The organism is Enterobacter sp. MGH 4, assembly GCF_000534735.1.
GTDB classification, from domain to species: Bacteria; Pseudomonadota; Gammaproteobacteria; order Enterobacterales; family Enterobacteriaceae; genus Enterobacter; species Enterobacter intestinihominis.
The window spans coordinates 40,083-54,659 of record NZ_KI973294.1 but is presented as its reverse complement, the minus strand read 5'-3'; the positions used below and the strand labels follow the sequence as shown (position 1 = coordinate 54,659).

Sequence of the window (14,577 nt, the reverse complement as noted above, 5' to 3'; positions counted from 1 at the left end):
GAATGGCTACTTATTCTTTTATGGACGTCACGGCGTCCCTCTCCGGCCCGACCGGCGAGATTGATCTGGGCTACGGTTCCGCCAGTTCAGAGGAGGGGATTATCGTTGCAATGGGCGGCCCCAAAAATACCATGACCATCGGCGCTGACGGCGAAGTGATGCACAGCCTGCACGCGGATAAAAGCGGCACGGTAACCGTCAATTTGCTGAAGACCTCGCCGACAAACAAAAAGCTGTCGCTGGCGTACAACGCGCAGAGTCAGTCCTCAGGCACCTGGGGAAACAACGTCATTGTGATCCGAAACAAGGTGAGCGGTGACATCATCACGGCGCGCAGCGTGGCGTTCCAGAAACAGCCGGATAACGCCAACGCTAAAGCCGGTAATACGATGCCCTGGGTGTTTGACTGCGGCAAAATCGACCAGGTTCTCGGAGAGTTTTAACAGATGGAATGCTCAATCAAAGGCCACGATTACCGCGTGGCAAAACTCAGCGTTTTTGACCAGCTGAAAGTGACCCGCAAACTGCTGCCGGTGCTGGCGGGGATGATGTCAGATTTCGGGAGCATTCGCTCCCTTCTGCCTGCTGATGGCAAAATCGACAACGTGAAATTCGATAAACTACAACCGGTGTTTGAAACCCTGCTGCCGTGTATCGCTGAAAAACTGTCTTCCCTGACCGAAGAAGACACCAACGCGATTATTCATCCGTGCCTGGCTGTGGTATCACGCAAGCACATGGACGGATGGACGCCGGTATTTAACAGCGGTCAGCTGATGTTCGATGATATCGACCTGCTGACCATGCTGCAGCTGGTGGCGCGGGTGGTCGCCGATTCACTGGGAAATTTTTTGCCCGTGAGCCCTACCAGCGCGACGCCGGGCCAGCCTCAGGGTTAACCCTCAACAGCCTGCCTGACGGGCTGTCTTATCTCCTTGACCCGGTTGACGCCGGGTTAATCCCTTATTACGCGCTGAAGGATGGATCTGTCGATCTGTGCGATATCGCGCTGATGAATGACCACCTTGCCGTTAAAGCTGACAACCAGCGCCGTATTGAGAAATGGAGAGAGGATAATGAACGCTGAGACTATTAAAGATTTTCTCGTCTCGCTCGGCTTCGATATCGATGAAGCGGGCGCGTCAAAGTTCGATTCTGTTCTCGCCGGTACGACCGCAAACGCCATCAAAATGGGGCTGGCCGTCGAAGGTGCCGCGCTTACCGTGGTGGCCTTCACGGCTAAGATCGCCTCCGGTCTGGATAATCTCTACTGGGCGTCACAGCGCACCGGCGCGACGGTTCAGGGGATTCAGTCTATTGGCTATGCGGTTTCGCAGGTAGGCGGCAGCGTTGACGCGGCGCGATCCTCTCTGGAAAACCTCTCCCGGTTTGTTCGTAACAATCCCGGTGCGGAAGGCTTTCTGAATCGCCTGGGCGTACAGACCCGTGACGCCAGCGGCAACATGCGCGACATGGCCGCTATCTTTACGGGCGTCGGCCAGAAGCTCAGCAGCATGCCGTACTACCGGGCTAACCAGTATGCGCAGATGCTGGGCATTGACGAAAATACCCTCATGGCGATGCGTCGGGGTGTGGGCGGTTTCTCCGGGCAGTACAGCGCAATGGCGAAAGCTATCGGCTTCAATGCTGACGAGGCGGCCAGAAGCTCCAACAAATTCATGACCTCCCTGCGCGAGTTCGGCGCGATGGCAGGCATGGCCCGTGACAAAATCGGCTCTAATCTTGCTGGTGGTCTGGCGGGTTCGCTGGACACGCTGCGCCGCCACATCCTGGATAACTTTCCGCGCATCGAGCAGACCCTGACGAAAGCCATAAAAGGCATTCTGGCGCTCGGGGACATTATTGGGCGGCTGTTCTTCCGGCTTATTGAGGGGACATCCAGCCTTATCACCTGGTGGCAATCGCTGGATAAGCAAACGCGGGAGCTAATCTCGTTGTTCGGCGCGCTGACGATTGCGCTGCGCATTCTGAACAGTACGTTCTGGATGTCGCCGATTGGCCTCATTACCGCGCTGGCGGCGGGGATTGCCCTTCTGTGGGAGGACTATCAGACCTGGAAGGAAGGCGGGGACAGCCTGATTGACTGGGGCAAGTGGAAGCCGGAAGTCGATGCCGCGCTGAAGATGGTTCGTGACCTTAAAACGACCGTTAACGAACTGGCGAAAGCGCTGGCGAAACTGCTCAACATTGACCCTAAATCATGGTCCCTGAAGTGGGATTTCAGCAACTTCATCGACCAGATGGGCGAGTTCAGCAGGATGCTGAATATGATCGCCGACCTGCTGAACGCCATTAAAGACGGGCGCTGGGCTGATGCGGCCAGTGTTGGTAAGCAGCTCCTGAATCAGGGGAGCGATAAACCGTCAGCAATGCCTGAAGTGACGGATAGCGCTAACCAGACGGCGGAATGGTTTAACGACAATCTGGGGTTCGATCCGCGAAATGTGGGTAAAACCGTCAAAGGCTGGCTGTTTGGTAGCGAGGCTGGAGAGGCTCGCGGGATTCATGAGGACAAGCGTGATCCGCAAATTGATGAGTTGAACGGCACACAGGAAAAATCACGGAAAGAGGCTGCTGAATATCACGGCCGTAGTACCGGCGTGCTCGGCAAAATTGCAGAGGGTATAAAACAAATTGCTGATGGTATGTTCCCGACTGCAGAGGCGGCAGCATTCACCCCCACAGATGCGAGTGGCTTACCTCTTTCAGGGGTTAAGCAGCCGCAGCCTACAAAAGCAGGCTCTGAGCTGCTGGGATGGATGCAACCGATGCTCACCAGCCTGGAACAGCTCTACCGGCTTCCGGAAGGTTTGCTGCGTAGTGTGGCCATAACAGAATCGGGCGGTAATCAGTTTGCTGTTTCAGGGGCTGGCGCTAAAGGGCTGTTTCAGTTTATGGACGGTACCGCGCGTGACATGGGACTGCGCGGGAACGACGTATTCAATCCTGAAAAGGCCGCGCAGGCAGCCGCTAAATATCTCTCACAATTGCTGAAGGCGAATGGCGGTGACCTGAGCAAGGCGCTGGCCTCATACAACTGGGGGATCGGGAACGTGCAGAAACATGGGATGGCCCTGATGCCGCAGGAAACCCGCAACTACATTCCTAAGGTGTTGAGTAACATGCCCGGAAAGGGTGCGCAGGTACAGCAGCAGAACACCTATCACATTTACGGTGGTGGTGATCCGCGTTCTGTTGGTACCGAGGTCGAGCGTCGACAGCAGTCGGCAAACGCCCAGGTTATGCGCGGTAATCAAACGAAGGTGGGCTAATGGATATTCTCTCAACTCTCTTTCAACAGCAGACCCGGAAAATAGGGATGATTGTCCCCAGCGTGGTTGTTTCTGAGAAACATACCGACACGCTGGAGATAACCGAGCACCCTGTCGAGGTCGGGGCCGCCATCGCCGACCATGCCTACAAAAAACCGTCTGAAGTGGTGATGGAGGTCGGTTTCGCTGGTGGCGGATCGTTGCTGGACTTTGCCAGTAACCTGACGGCCACCAGTCTTCTCGGGCTGAGTCCCCAGCAGACGTATCAGGAGATACTTGACCTGCAGGCGAGCCGTATTCCTTTCGACGTGGTGACCGGCAAACGGCTGTATAGCAACATGCTGATCCGCGCGCTGGAAGTGACGACAGACAAGACAACCGAAAACGTCCTGTCCGCCGTCCTCACCCTGAGGGAGGTTCTTATCTCGCAGACTCAGCAGATCACCGTCGCGGATAAAACCAACATGAAGGACGGGGCCAGCACGTCGGCGGTACTGAATACCGGCAACAAAACCACAAAGCCGCCAAATACCTCGCTGCTGAAAAGCATCACGGGTAACGCGGCGTCATTACTGGGACTCGGCTAATGGCAATTCAGGAAATCCCGCTTACAGCGGATAACCAGCAATTCAGCATCATCCTGGCGGGGACCACTTGGCGGATTAGTATCACCTGGCGCGATATGTACTGGATTATGGACCTGCAGAACGACAGAGGGGAGCCGGTAATCTCCGGTATTCCTCTCGTCACGGGCGCTGACCTGCTGGCGCAGTACGCCTATATGGGGCTTGGCTTTAAGCTGGTGGTGGTCTGTGACGACAGCACACAGGATTATCCGACAAAAACCGACCTGGGCGGCCGCAGTCATTTACTGGTATCAATGGAGTAAGCATGTCACAGAACTGGATGAGACATTTCGAGCTGCAGCTCGTGGACGAGAACGGGCAGGGTATTGAGCTCAGCGATTTTAAAGTGACCTTTACGATCGACTGGTTCAACATCAGCAGCGCGTCCCGGGTGGGAACGTTCAAGATTTACAACCTGTCAGCCGATACGGTGAACCGCATCACCGGGCAGGAATTTTCGAAAGTGCGGCTGATTGCAGGTTACGACGGTATCGCGCCGGAGGTATCGGCAAGCGACGTCGGGACCGTGCGTGAAGTCGACGCGGCGGACGTGGGCCAGAGTGATGGCCGCAACTACGGGCTGATTTTCTGCGGCGAAATTCGCTACTCGGTCACTGGTAAAGACAGCCCTATTGATTCCTACGTCCTGATTCAGGCAGCCGATACGGATCTGGCTTTTGCCACCAGCATAACCTCGCAGACGCTGGCGGCCGGTTATACGGTCGCTGACGTGAACCGCGCGCTAATGAAAGACTTCGAGGCCAAAGGTGCTACCGAAGGTCTGACGCCTGAAATGCCTGCTACCGTCTTCCCCCGGGGCCGGGTGCTGTTCGGCATGACACGGCATCTTATGGATAACGTGGCCGGACAATGTGGGGCAACATGGCAATTCGTGGACGGTCAGCGCCAAATGGTGGCGAATAACGAGTATGTTCACGACGCGATTGTGCTCAACAGCGCCACCGGGCTGATCGGCATGCCGCAGCAGACCATCGGCAACGGCGTAAACGTCCGCGCGCTGATTAACCCGAACATCCGGGTTAACGGGCTCATTCAGCTGGATCAGGCTTCCGTGTATCGCACCGCACTGTCGAACAACGATATCGCTATGGCCGGTGGGCAGATCACCGACCAGAACACGGACGGAAATATCACGCTCAGCGGCACCACGGCGCAGCCTGCCAGCATCGCAACGGATGGCGTTTATATTGTGCGCGGGATTATGTACACTGGCGACACAAGGGGCCAGGCGTGGTACATGGATATGATGTGCGAAGCGCGTGGCGCGGCGGACCTCCGTTCGTCGTCGTCTTTACAGCGGGAAGGATAAGAATGAAAAAGTTGATTGTTATCGGACTCTGTTTCCTGCCTGGGTTAGCTTTTGCTGCAAATCCCGGCGGCATCACATTGCAATGTGGTGGTTACAAATTGGAGTTGGTTCCTGACTCATTGTTCAGGATTAATGGTGAGACTGTTACCTCCCAGAAAATCAAAACTCTCGGTAATGGAAACGGTATGAAGGCAGACATGGGGCTTATGCCTGCTAAAGATGGCAACAATTATGGCTTTGAATACATTCGCCGTCCGGGTACCGAAACGCGATTCCTGAATGTCCAACTGCTGCAGAATAGTATGGACGCGCCGAAAGTTATCGGCTCTTTCCCATGCAAAAAAGTTTCTGATTAAAGTAATTAATGGACTTTGTTTATGGCGGTCAGCAGGTCAAAGAAAATAGTTTTATTAGTTGTCATTGTTGTAGGTTATTTAATTGGAAACCATAAAAACAATGAAACTGACAAAGTGTCTGGTAATACCGAAGCCCCTGAAAAGGCTGCAGCGCAACAATCAAGTAATACTCCTACTTTGTCAGAGGATGTTCTTTTAAAGAATGAAGTGATATTTACCTGTAAGGATATCGCCCGATCTTCTTTATCGTTGCCGGACACATTCGAAACCGAACAGACTGAAAGCGGGATCGACGAGAAAAATGGAAAGCAAGTTTATTACTTTACCCTGCATTTTTCTGGAATGAACGCCTTCAATAGTCGAATCACTCATACAATAGAGTGCTACGGGACGGTAGGAGACAAAAACCGAACTGTTACCTATAAAACATTCAACTAACCCGCCACCCGGCGGGTTTTTGCTTTCTGGAGCCTACCAAATGGCAGTATCTGACCAGACCCGCAGCGGCGACCTTGCCGAAACATTCAAATCTGAGCGGGACACGACAAAAAACCAGATCCGCGTCGCTTTGCCTGGAATCGTTCAGTCATTCGACCCTGACGCGGTGACGGCGGTTGTGCAGCCTGCTATCCGCTCTGTTGAAACCGATAACGACGGCAACCGCGTTACCAAAAATTACCCGCTGCTGGTGGATGTGCCGGTGGTATTTCCGCGCGGGGGCGGCTGCACGCTAACGTTCCCGGTTAAAGCTGGTGATGAATGCCTGGTGATTTTCGCCGATCGCTGCATCGATTTCTGGTGGCAGAACGGCGGGGTGCAGGAGCCTGTCGACGACCGGGTGCATGATTTATCGGATGCGTTCTGTATCGTCGGGCCCCAGTCACAGGCACAGAAAATCAGCGGAATCAGCACCAGTGGCGCGCAGCTGCGCACTGATGATGGCGCTGCGTTTGTTGAAGTGGCCGCAGGTCATAACATCACGGTTAAAACCCCCGGCGCGCTGACGGCGACAGCAGAAGGAGGAACCACGATCACATCACCCACTATCACGCTTAACGGGAACGTGACAATAAACGGGAATCTCTCTCAGGGTATGGGCGCAAGTGGCGGTACCGCGACGATGCTCGGCCCTGTCACGGTGACTAACGATGTAAAAGCCGGTGGTAAGAGTCTGATGACGCATACGCACGGCGGAGTACAGACCGGCGGCGGTAATACAGGAGCGCCAAACTGATGCGATACAGACGTGAAGACGCCGACGGTGATTACACCTTTGGCAGCGGCGATGATACCTGGCTGATTAACTCACCCGAGGCCGTGGCCCAGGCGGTAAAAACGCGATTCGAATTATGGTATGGGCAATGGTTCCTCGACACTACCGAGGGCACACCGTGGATTCAGTCCGTACTCGGTAAACAGAAGCCAGAAACCTACAACCTGGCGATCCGTAAGCGTATCCTCGAAACGCGGGGCGTTAAATCCATTCTCTCTTTCAATACGACAGTGAACACTACGACGCGCCGCGTCCAGTTCTTCGCTGAAATCGACACTATCTACGGAACAACGACAGTAACCAGCGAGGCATAAATGGCCCTCAATTTGGACACACTCGGCTTATCGGCAACGGTAACCGCTGAGGGGATCAGTGCGCCTGATTATTTTAATATCTATGAATCAATACGTTAACGTTCAATAAAGCGCGGTGTTGCTGGGTTTAGTCCCTGCTTATGGTGTTTGAATCCATTCGATTGCATTCGTCTATCTGGGGTTCAATTCGCCATAAGTGGGACTACGAAAGAAACCACAGCGGAAGCAGTGAAAGGGGCTGATGATGCTTGTTAAACCACTTACCAACGCAGAAGTTAAGAACGCGAAGCCACAGCTTAAAGATTACAGTCTTCATGATGGCTTTGGACTCCTTCTGTATGTAACTAAGTCCGGTGGGAAATCATGGCGATTCCGCTATGCGCACCCCATAACCGGAAAAAGGCAGACCTTAACTATTGGGCGATATCCTGAATTTAGTCTCGCAGAAGCGAGAGAGGCGAGAGAAGAAGCCAGAAGGAAAGTTGCCAGAGGGATAGATCCGAATGAGGTTAAAAAAGAAGAACTCAGCGACAAGCGGAAAAAACATGCACAGCAGTTTTCTGTTATCGCTGATAACTGGCTGAAAATAAAAATCACGGAGGGAATCCGCAGCAATACAATTCGAGGCTACGAGGGGGCTTTAAAAACGCTGAATAGTGTTCTTGGTGACGAGCCGGTACATAAAATGAATGCCGCCTCAACAATTCAGGCAATGAGAGAGTTTGCAGATCGTCCCGCCTCTGTGGAAAAGATGATAGTTGTGCTCAATTCGGTAATGGATTATGCGGTAAACACCGGAGTCATTGACCATAATTGCCTGCTAAAAATCGGCAAGGCTTTCCCAGCCAAAAGAAGCGTACCAATGCCCGTGATGGATAAAGGCAGATTGCCTGTGTTCCTTTCTGAATGGCTGGGGCTGAGTATGTGGGAGCCGATAAGGCTGTGTGTTTACTTCCAGCTTTTAACGATGGTAAGGCCCTCTGAGGCTCGCCTGGCTGTTTGGGACGAAATTGATTTAGACAGTGCTGTTTGGAAAATTCCGTCTGAAAGAATGAAGGGGAAAAGGCCACACGCTGTACCGCTGTCCGCGCAAGCAATAGCTGTTTTACGCAATGCTGAAAAATGGCGGCGCGGGGCGTTTATTTTTCCTTCCGGCAAAAAGGGAGATAAGCCGATTGGGAAATGTACCGGGCAGATCGCTATTCATAAAACATCGCTAAGCGGAGAGGTAGTTACTCACGGGCTTAGGTCGCTTGCATCTACTGTGCTGAATGAAGAAGGGTTTAACCCTGATGTTATTGAGGCGGCACTTGCTCACAGAAGCAGGAACGCGATCCGCAATATCTACAATCGTACTGATTACTTTGAACAGCGGCGTATGCTCATGCAGTGGTGGGGGGATTATGTCGATAGCGCAGAGCGCGGAGAACTGCTTGAGACAAAGGGCGATAAAGGATTAAGGCTGATAGGTTAGTCCTCAAAACTCGACGTTTATTGCTGGCTAGATGCCAGTTTTTTTTTATTCCATTCAAACGCCGAAATGTATCTTTTTTATTCAAATTTGTTATAATTGATTCATATATATACGGAGGTTTTTATGTCTGAATCGAATAGTGAAATACTACTTAAAGGCGAGGTTAAAGCGCGTCTTCGCTACCGTTCTGATTCTGCGTTCTATGATTTCCTCAAAGATGAGGGAAACGGTTTTCCGATGCCTTTTAAAGTGGGAGGCCGTAACTGCTGGTATCGTGACGAGGTTGAAGCGTGGATCGGGAAACAAAGTGAAAAGCGCGGGATCTGTACCGCATGAAAGCGGAGCAAATAGACGGGGCTTGTTACCGAAAGGGGCAAGCCTTTTTTATTGTCTGTTGCCAGCAACGGTAACTTACACCAGCCAGAGAAAGGCATTTCATCGGGCGGCGGTGGAATGTTTGCAGAAAAATGCACAAAGGTATTCATAGTGTTCATGATTTGAATATAGGTATTAAAAATCAGATAGATAGGCTATGAACACCTTTATCTAAGGTATTCATAGGGTATTCATAGTGTTCATAAAGCGAGGTTCTTTCCCCGGAAAAATTCGCCGGATGTTATAAAGCGCTTGCGTCAACATGGCGGGCATGGTTATGATTATTTCGCACCTCACAAAACGGGTGCCGGGTTTAGCAGCCTGACTGACATAGCGGGTAGCCGCTGATTTCCGTATAGCGGTATTTTTACGCCCGTAATTCACCTATACCCCCGATTTATGGCGGGGCGTGGTGGGGAGGCTTCGGCCTGCTGGTTTCTATGTCACCAGTCTGCTAACCCCGTCACGTCTCGCCACCCATGTTTAGCAGCATCTGGCGAGACTCCTTCATTCGACATAGGAGCCGCTAAAATGGCTAAACCAACCTGCCCCAAATATACCTGGCTGTTTCTGGCCACACCGAAAAAACACGACTGCACACCAATCGTATTGCGCACAATGGCTGATACCGAAGAAGAAGCCCGCGATACCTTTCCATGCTGGAATCTGACCTTTGCCGCAAAAATCCGCACTGAAAGCAGCCTGCGTGATTCTGGCTGTGGATCTTATGGCCTGAACCTCCTGACTCCGGAAATGCTGGAGGTGCACAATGTTTAACCTCCAGACACTGACAGCCAAAGCCCGTGAACTGCGCGGCAATGTCGTTAAAGCGGCAAGCACAAAGGGCAGTCGCACAATGACGCCAGTTTATGACCGTGACGAACAGCGCAAGCTACGCGAACGCATACAGCAGACACAACCGGATTGGGTGCTGCTCTGGTGGGACATTGCGACCGTAACCGGCTGGCGTACCAGCGACGTTTGCAACCTGCGCTATTCCTGCATCAATTGGGAAACGGGGCAGGCGACAATTATCGTTGCCAAACAGACCAAAGCTGCCGAAGCGCGGGCGACCCGCAAAGGCATTGAAATCGTGCGCCAGCAGCGCAAGGACGCCGCGAGGCTTGCCGCTGACCATATCGCCTACATGAAGTGGGACAGCATCAACTGTGATGCGCTGGCAGCGGATATGACCGACGAAGAACAGGCGATAGTATTCGGGCTGGTGGCTAAAGCAGACGTTAAGCACGACACCAAACAGTTACCGCCGGGCATCATCAAACGGCTTCGCGAACGTCAGGATCGGAATCTGGTAGAGGACGACCTGATATTTTCCCGCTCTCAAATCGAAAGTAACCGTTGCCAGTGTCTGGAAGGTAGCGTTACCCGCCAGACCATCTGGCGAAAACTCCAAAGCGTGATGGCGTGGTTTACCCGCTTTATCAATACAAAATTGCGCCTAAGTGCCTATTCAAGCCGGAAGATCGCAGCATTTAACCTCATGTCAGCCGGTGGCGAGCAGGGGCTTTTAATTGCCTCTGAAATGCTTGGGCATAGCAACCCAGCGATAACTCGTACCTATCTGCAGTTAGGCAGCAAAGCCGCAGCGATTCAGTCTCGCCTGGCAATGGAGGTATCTAATGCGTGAGTCAATCAGTTTGATCCAGGCCGAATATAAATCTGCACTGGCCGCATCGCTCTACGAAACTATTCTGGAGAAAGCCACAGATGAATGCTCTGTCACGCTTCTAAACCTGATTTCCATTGCGTGTGACTTCAATCATGAAATACACCGCGCATTAATTGCCGAATTGGGTAAGGGAGATAAGAAATGAAACAGATTCCTTTTGAAGTCCTGCTTCATGCAGAAAGTGCGCTTAATTCCAGTGAAGAAGCTATGGCGGTTCTGAGTATGTGGATCGACAGCATTCCTAATGACGCTGAACGCCACGCAGAGGCATGCAAAGTGAGTGCAGTCATGTCGCTACTGCATGACGGCATTATTGAGCTGGTGAAAGTTCGGGACGCTTACAAGCCGAATACAGGGGTGTAACCAATGAAAAAGAAAAAATCTGGCTTAATTGCCAGCGGGTTAACTCAGCCTGAAATCAGACACGGCGATAAATGGCGTGATGGATGGGGAGATATTGTGACGGTCGAAAGTTACCGATTCAACAGAGTGACATTTATTCGTGATGGTTATTTATCTCCATGCACTCTGAATGAATCACGATTTATCAAAGAATTTAATCTGGTAGGCGAGGTGATGCCGTGAAAGATAATTTCATTAATGAAATTCGTAGCAGGGCTAATAATAACTGGCCTGCAATTATGGAGCGCCTTGCCATTCCTACAAACAGCGCAGAAGGGCCATGTCCGGCGTGTGGTGGCAACACTCGCTACCGGTTCGACAATAAAGATAACCGGGGAACTTATTTCTGTTCGCACTGTGGTGCGGGTACTGGGCTGGATCTGGTGATGAAGGTCAACCAGTGCGGCCCGAGAGAAGCGGCTGAGCTGGTGGCCGAAGCTATGTCGCTGCCTATGCCGGAACCGAAGCAAGCCAGAGAGAAGCCTCAAACGGATATCGCCGGGAAAGTTGCGGCGCTGGCCGCGAAAGCCTCTCCGGGGCAGTCTGCTTACCTTACATCAAAGGGGCTTCAATGCCCCTTCCCGATGCTGTCCGACGGATCGCTGCTGCTGGTGCTGAAAAACGGTGCTGGTGCGGCGACTGGCGCACAGGTGATTAAACCTGATGGCAGTAAGCGGCTGGTGGCCGGAACGGTGAAGAAAGGCTCTTTTTGCGTGGTTAATTCCGGCGCAACGTCGGAAACGGTGATTATCGCCGAAGGGCTGGCAACGGCGCTTTCGGTTCAGCAGTTCCGCACTGAGGCGACAATTATCGCAGCTATTGACGCCGGGAACCTGCTGCCCGTTGCTCAGGTGATGCGCAAAAAATACCAGAACGCGTGGATCATCATTGCTGCAGATAATGACCAGTGCGCCGAAAGTGACAGAAGCGGAGAAGTGAAAGTTAACACAGGTAAGGAGTGTGCAGAGAAAGCCGCTAAAGCCGTTGCTGGCTGGGTTTCTTTGCCCCCTGTGGACTGCAAGGCGGACTGGAACGACTACCACCGACAAAACGGACTGGAAGCCGCTATAGCAGCATTTAACGATTCGATGTATCAGCCGGAGGGGGAAAGTGTGGGCGCAAAACTTAAAGTAGTCGATGGCGGTAAAAAGCGCGGGCGCGGAGAACTCAACCTGATCCAGATGGCGGATAATGAAAAAGCGCTGATGCTGGCAGACCGCTACGAGGGCATAGCCATTCACGCAGAGAGCGAGGCTGTGTATCTGTACCGCGAAGGAGTATGGATAAAAGCGGCACCATTAGAACTAAGCCGCGAAATGGTAGCTATCTACAACGAAAATCAGACTAATTTCAGCAAACGTTCAGTAAACAACGTTATTGAAGCGTTGAAGATTGTTATTCCGGTTATGGGCCAACCTCGCCGCAGCCTGATCCCGTTCAAAAATGGCGTGTACGACATGGAAACCGGGACTTTCTCGCAGCATTCATTACACAACTGGCTCACTAACGATAACGGCGTGATCTATACGCCGCCGGAGCCTGGTGAAAACCTTCATGACCATGCGCCAAACTTCCATAAATGGCTAAGTTACACAGCAGGAAGAGACGCACTTAAAATGAAGCGGATCGCCGCTGGGCTTTTTATGGTGCTGGCGAACCGCTACGACTGGCAGCTTTTTCTTGAGATAACCGGGGAGGGAGGTAGCGGCAAAAGCGTTTTCACTCACATTGCTACTATGCTGGCTGGCGAACACAACACGGCCAGCGGAAATATGGCCGCACTGGATAGCGCCAGAGGTCGGGCGCAGTTCGTAGGCAAAAGTATGATAACCCTACCAGACCAGCCAAAATATTCAGGCGAGGGAACGGGTATAAAAGCGATTACGGGCGGCGATGCCGTAGAGATTGACCCGAAGCATGAACACCAGTACACCGCCGTTCTGAGGGCCGTTGTAGTCGCTACAAACAACACTCCGATGATTTTCACTGAACGAGCCGGAGGCGTTGCCCGCCGTAGGGTTATTTTTCAGTTTAATAACCGGGTTCGAGAGGAAGACAAAGACCCCGATTTGTCGGAAAAGATATCCGCAGAAATCCCGGTTATTGTCCGCCGGCTCCTGGCTAACTTTTCTGATCCAGAGAAAGCAAGGGCGCTTTTGTTGGAACAGAGGAACAGTGAGGAAGCGCTGGAGGTTAAACAGAAAACAGACCCGCTTTATGCTTTCTGCGCATACCTTGAAAAGCTGTCAGAGTGTACGGGAATGCTGGTAGGGAACCGCAATCCGCCACTATACCCGCGCGTGTATCTCTATCATGCGTATCTGGCCTTTCTGGAGGCTAACGGATTCGATAAGCCGCTAACCCTTAATAAATTCGCTGAGGGCATGGAGAGCGCAATGCGCGAGTTTAATCACGAATACCGGAAAGAGAGAAAGACGCGAGGAGTTGTAACCAACGTGGAACTTTCAGGAAGTGCTGAGGACTGGCTGCCACAGCCTTATCCCAACCCGACGAAGAAGTAAGCAAATAAAAAGCCCGCGAAGGAAGGCGCGGGCTTTGCTTAGTATCACGATTGTGCAATCGGTGGGGGATTCCGTACCCACGAATACAGAATAGCAGAACTCTACACCTATTTACCACTTTTTGTGGTTGATGTTATGTTTTGTATCTGATTTTATGGTTTGCGTGTATAATATTCATACCGACAATCCCGTCGAGGTTACAGGACAATTTGACCATGCCAAACATGACTCGCTTTAATGCGACCCCTTCCGGATCTGGCGTAATCATTACTGCAAATTTTGATAATGATACGGAGATTCAATTCCCTACAGACCCCGCATCTGCTGATTTCATGACATCCATCGTGAGAGCATTGGCTGCGGCTAACGATCGGATTATCGCCGCTGAAAATCGTGCAGCAGCTGCTAACCGAACAGCAGACCGGCTAAAGAAAAGAACTGGCGATCAGCAGCCTGCAGGCTCAGGCCAGCCGCCTCAATCCCATGCTGAGTTTCTCAAGTCAGTATGGAAAGCCGTGCCAGATTTCACGGTTGGCGTTGAACGCAACCCGGAAAACATCGCCATTGAGGCACTTCGCTTTGTGCCCATTGCTGTTCTGAAAGCCATTTCCGGCTATACGTTGCCTGACAATATTCCACGGAGTGAGGCTGTCTCGTTACTGGAAATTGCCGGGGAATACATGGAGGCGAACAACATCAAATCGAAACCATATATCCCTAGTATCAATGCTAAAGAAGCAGCTCAAAAGCGCCGGGATTTCGATGCTGATGTGAATAAAAACATTCAGCTTCAACGTCAGCTTGATCAGCACTGGGAGCAGCAGAAAGTCGATGAGAAGGAAAGACAAAAAACCATCGATAAGCACATGCGCCCATATGCTCATTATTAACTCTCACGCCCGGCGATTAGGCCGGGTTTTTT

19 protein-coding genes and 3 pseudogenes are annotated in these 14,577 nt (G+C 52.0%); all 22 read left to right on the top strand.

Annotated features, from left to right (window positions below; translation table 11 throughout):
* Positions 1-2: 2 nt before the first annotated feature.
* Positions 3-443, top strand: a complete 441-nt coding sequence (locus tag L350_RS08030; RefSeq protein ID WP_032625718.1) for a DUF3277 family protein — start codon at positions 3-5, stop codon at positions 441-443.
* Positions 444-446: 3 nt separating this feature from the next.
* Complete coding sequence (locus L350_RS08035; protein ID WP_023332016.1) at positions 447-899, top strand: phage tail assembly chaperone; 453 nt, start codon at positions 447-449, stop codon at positions 897-899.
* A 23-nt stretch (positions 900-922) separates the two neighbouring features.
* On the top strand, positions 923-1,087 hold the full coding sequence (locus L350_RS24725) for a DUF6889 family protein (protein WP_023229521.1): 165 nt from the start codon (positions 923-925) through the stop codon (positions 1,085-1,087).
* Positions 1,077-2,615: pseudogene (locus tag L350_RS24720) on the top strand (lytic transglycosylase); the annotation flags it as partial. The gene L350_RS24725 and the pseudogene L350_RS24720, both read left to right, overlap by 11 nt.
* Before the next feature lie 117 nt (positions 2,616-2,732).
* Positions 2,733-3,293 (top strand): annotated as a pseudogene (locus L350_RS24880) (lytic transglycosylase domain-containing protein); the annotation flags it as partial.
* Entirely contained in the window at positions 3,293-3,880 is a 588-nt protein-coding gene (locus L350_RS08045) for a phage baseplate protein (RefSeq protein ID WP_032625709.1), read from the top strand. The pseudogene L350_RS24880 and the gene L350_RS08045, both read left to right, overlap by 1 nt.
* Positions 3,880-4,182 (top strand): phage baseplate plug family protein, encoded by a 303-nt coding sequence (locus L350_RS08050; RefSeq protein ID WP_032625704.1) that lies wholly within the window; start codon positions 3,880-3,882, stop codon positions 4,180-4,182. Before L350_RS08045 ends, L350_RS08050 begins: the two co-directional genes overlap by 1 nt.
* 2 nt (positions 4,183-4,184) lie before the next feature.
* Positions 4,185-5,249 carry a hypothetical protein gene (locus L350_RS08055; RefSeq protein WP_032625702.1) on the top strand — a complete coding sequence of 355 codons (1,065 nt, stop codon included), beginning with the start codon at positions 4,185-4,187 and terminating at the stop codon, positions 5,247-5,249.
* 2 nt (positions 5,250-5,251) lie between these two features.
* Complete coding sequence (locus tag L350_RS08060; RefSeq protein ID WP_032625700.1) at positions 5,252-5,605, top strand: hypothetical protein; 354 nt, start codon at positions 5,252-5,254, stop codon at positions 5,603-5,605.
* A 21-nt stretch (positions 5,606-5,626) separates the two neighbouring features.
* A complete protein-coding gene (locus L350_RS08065; RefSeq protein WP_023150235.1) occupies positions 5,627-6,043 on the top strand; it encodes a hypothetical protein in 417 nt (138 codons plus the stop codon).
* Between the two features lie 40 nt (positions 6,044-6,083).
* A complete protein-coding gene (locus L350_RS08070) occupies positions 6,084-6,839 on the top strand; it encodes a Gp138 family membrane-puncturing spike protein (RefSeq protein ID WP_032625695.1) in 756 nt (251 codons plus the stop codon).
* On the top strand, positions 6,839-7,192 hold the full coding sequence (locus L350_RS08075) for a contractile injection system sheath initiator (protein ID WP_023325694.1): 354 nt from the start codon (positions 6,839-6,841) through the stop codon (positions 7,190-7,192). Before L350_RS08070 ends, L350_RS08075 begins: the two co-directional genes overlap by 1 nt.
* Positions 7,193-7,285 (top strand): annotated as a pseudogene (locus L350_RS24715) (hypothetical protein); the annotation flags it as partial. It lies immediately after the preceding gene.
* 148 nt (positions 7,286-7,433) lie between these two features.
* Complete coding sequence (locus L350_RS08080) at positions 7,434-8,666, top strand: integrase arm-type DNA-binding domain-containing protein (protein WP_080686363.1); 1,233 nt, start codon at positions 7,434-7,436, stop codon at positions 8,664-8,666.
* A gap of 123 nt (positions 8,667-8,789) precedes the next feature.
* Positions 8,790-9,002 (top strand): helix-turn-helix transcriptional regulator, encoded by a 213-nt coding sequence (locus L350_RS08085; protein WP_003826341.1) that lies wholly within the window; start codon positions 8,790-8,792, stop codon positions 9,000-9,002.
* Positions 9,003-9,572: 570 nt separating this feature from the next.
* Positions 9,573-9,818, top strand: coding sequence for a host cell division inhibitor Icd-like protein (locus L350_RS08090; protein WP_032625688.1), 246 nt, complete (start codon positions 9,573-9,575; stop codon positions 9,816-9,818).
* Positions 9,811-10,689 (top strand): tyrosine-type recombinase/integrase, encoded by an 879-nt coding sequence (locus L350_RS08095; protein WP_032625686.1) that lies wholly within the window; start codon positions 9,811-9,813, stop codon positions 10,687-10,689. The genes L350_RS08090 and L350_RS08095 overlap by 8 nt, the downstream gene beginning before the upstream one ends.
* A complete protein-coding gene (locus tag L350_RS08100) occupies positions 10,682-10,876 on the top strand; it encodes a hypothetical protein (protein WP_032625683.1) in 195 nt (64 codons plus the stop codon). The genes L350_RS08095 and L350_RS08100 overlap by 8 nt, the downstream gene beginning before the upstream one ends.
* Positions 10,873-11,094 carry a hypothetical protein gene (locus L350_RS08105; protein WP_032625681.1) on the top strand — a complete coding sequence of 74 codons (222 nt, stop codon included), beginning with the start codon at positions 10,873-10,875 and terminating at the stop codon, positions 11,092-11,094. Before L350_RS08100 ends, L350_RS08105 begins: the two co-directional genes overlap by 4 nt.
* A 3-nt stretch (positions 11,095-11,097) precedes the next feature.
* A complete protein-coding gene (locus L350_RS08110; RefSeq protein ID WP_032625678.1) occupies positions 11,098-11,316 on the top strand; it encodes a DUF4222 domain-containing protein in 219 nt (72 codons plus the stop codon).
* Between the two features lie 56 nt (positions 11,317-11,372).
* Positions 11,373-13,655, top strand: a complete 2,283-nt coding sequence (locus L350_RS08115; protein ID WP_408730880.1) for a toprim domain-containing protein — start codon at positions 11,373-11,375, stop codon at positions 13,653-13,655.
* Between the two features lie 215 nt (positions 13,656-13,870).
* A complete protein-coding gene (locus L350_RS08120) occupies positions 13,871-14,545 on the top strand; it encodes a hypothetical protein (RefSeq protein ID WP_032625672.1) in 675 nt (224 codons plus the stop codon).
* The last annotated feature ends 32 nt before the right edge of the window (positions 14,546-14,577 follow it).

Excerpts from the sequence above, each read along its gene's own strand:
- L350_RS08030 (WP_032625718.1), top strand. The coding sequence starts at position 3 with ATGGCTACTTATTCTTTTATGGACGTCACGGCGTCCCTCTCCGGCCCG.
- L350_RS08075 (WP_023325694.1), top strand. The coding sequence starts at position 6,839 with ATGCGATACAGACGTGAAGACGCCGACGGTGATTACACCTTTGGCAGC.
- L350_RS08035 (WP_023332016.1), top strand. The coding sequence starts at position 447 with ATGGAATGCTCAATCAAAGGCCACGATTACCGCGTGGCAAAACTCAGC.
- L350_RS08065 (WP_023150235.1), top strand. The coding sequence starts at position 5,627 with ATGGCGGTCAGCAGGTCAAAGAAAATAGTTTTATTAGTTGTCATTGTT.
- L350_RS08050 (WP_032625704.1), top strand. The coding sequence starts at position 3,880 with ATGGCAATTCAGGAAATCCCGCTTACAGCGGATAACCAGCAATTCAGC.
- L350_RS08120 (WP_032625672.1), top strand. The coding sequence starts at position 13,871 with ATGCCAAACATGACTCGCTTTAATGCGACCCCTTCCGGATCTGGCGTA.
- L350_RS08085 (WP_003826341.1), top strand. The coding sequence starts at position 8,790 with ATGTCTGAATCGAATAGTGAAATACTACTTAAAGGCGAGGTTAAAGCG.
- L350_RS08070 (WP_032625695.1), top strand. The coding sequence starts at position 6,084 with ATGGCAGTATCTGACCAGACCCGCAGCGGCGACCTTGCCGAAACATTC.
- L350_RS08090 (WP_032625688.1), top strand. The coding sequence starts at position 9,573 with ATGGCTAAACCAACCTGCCCCAAATATACCTGGCTGTTTCTGGCCACA.
- L350_RS08080 (WP_080686363.1), top strand. The coding sequence starts at position 7,434 with ATGATGCTTGTTAAACCACTTACCAACGCAGAAGTTAAGAACGCGAAG.
- L350_RS08055 (WP_032625702.1), top strand. The coding sequence starts at position 4,185 with ATGTCACAGAACTGGATGAGACATTTCGAGCTGCAGCTCGTGGACGAG.
- L350_RS08045 (WP_032625709.1), top strand. The coding sequence starts at position 3,293 with ATGGATATTCTCTCAACTCTCTTTCAACAGCAGACCCGGAAAATAGGG.
- L350_RS08115 (WP_408730880.1), top strand. The coding sequence starts at position 11,373 with ATGGAGCGCCTTGCCATTCCTACAAACAGCGCAGAAGGGCCATGTCCG.
- L350_RS08095 (WP_032625686.1), top strand. The coding sequence starts at position 9,811 with ATGTTTAACCTCCAGACACTGACAGCCAAAGCCCGTGAACTGCGCGGC.
- L350_RS08100 (WP_032625683.1), top strand. The coding sequence starts at position 10,682 with ATGCGTGAGTCAATCAGTTTGATCCAGGCCGAATATAAATCTGCACTG.
- L350_RS08105 (WP_032625681.1), top strand. The coding sequence starts at position 10,873 with ATGAAACAGATTCCTTTTGAAGTCCTGCTTCATGCAGAAAGTGCGCTT.
- L350_RS08060 (WP_032625700.1), top strand. The coding sequence starts at position 5,252 with ATGAAAAAGTTGATTGTTATCGGACTCTGTTTCCTGCCTGGGTTAGCT.
- L350_RS08110 (WP_032625678.1), top strand. The coding sequence starts at position 11,098 with ATGAAAAAGAAAAAATCTGGCTTAATTGCCAGCGGGTTAACTCAGCCT.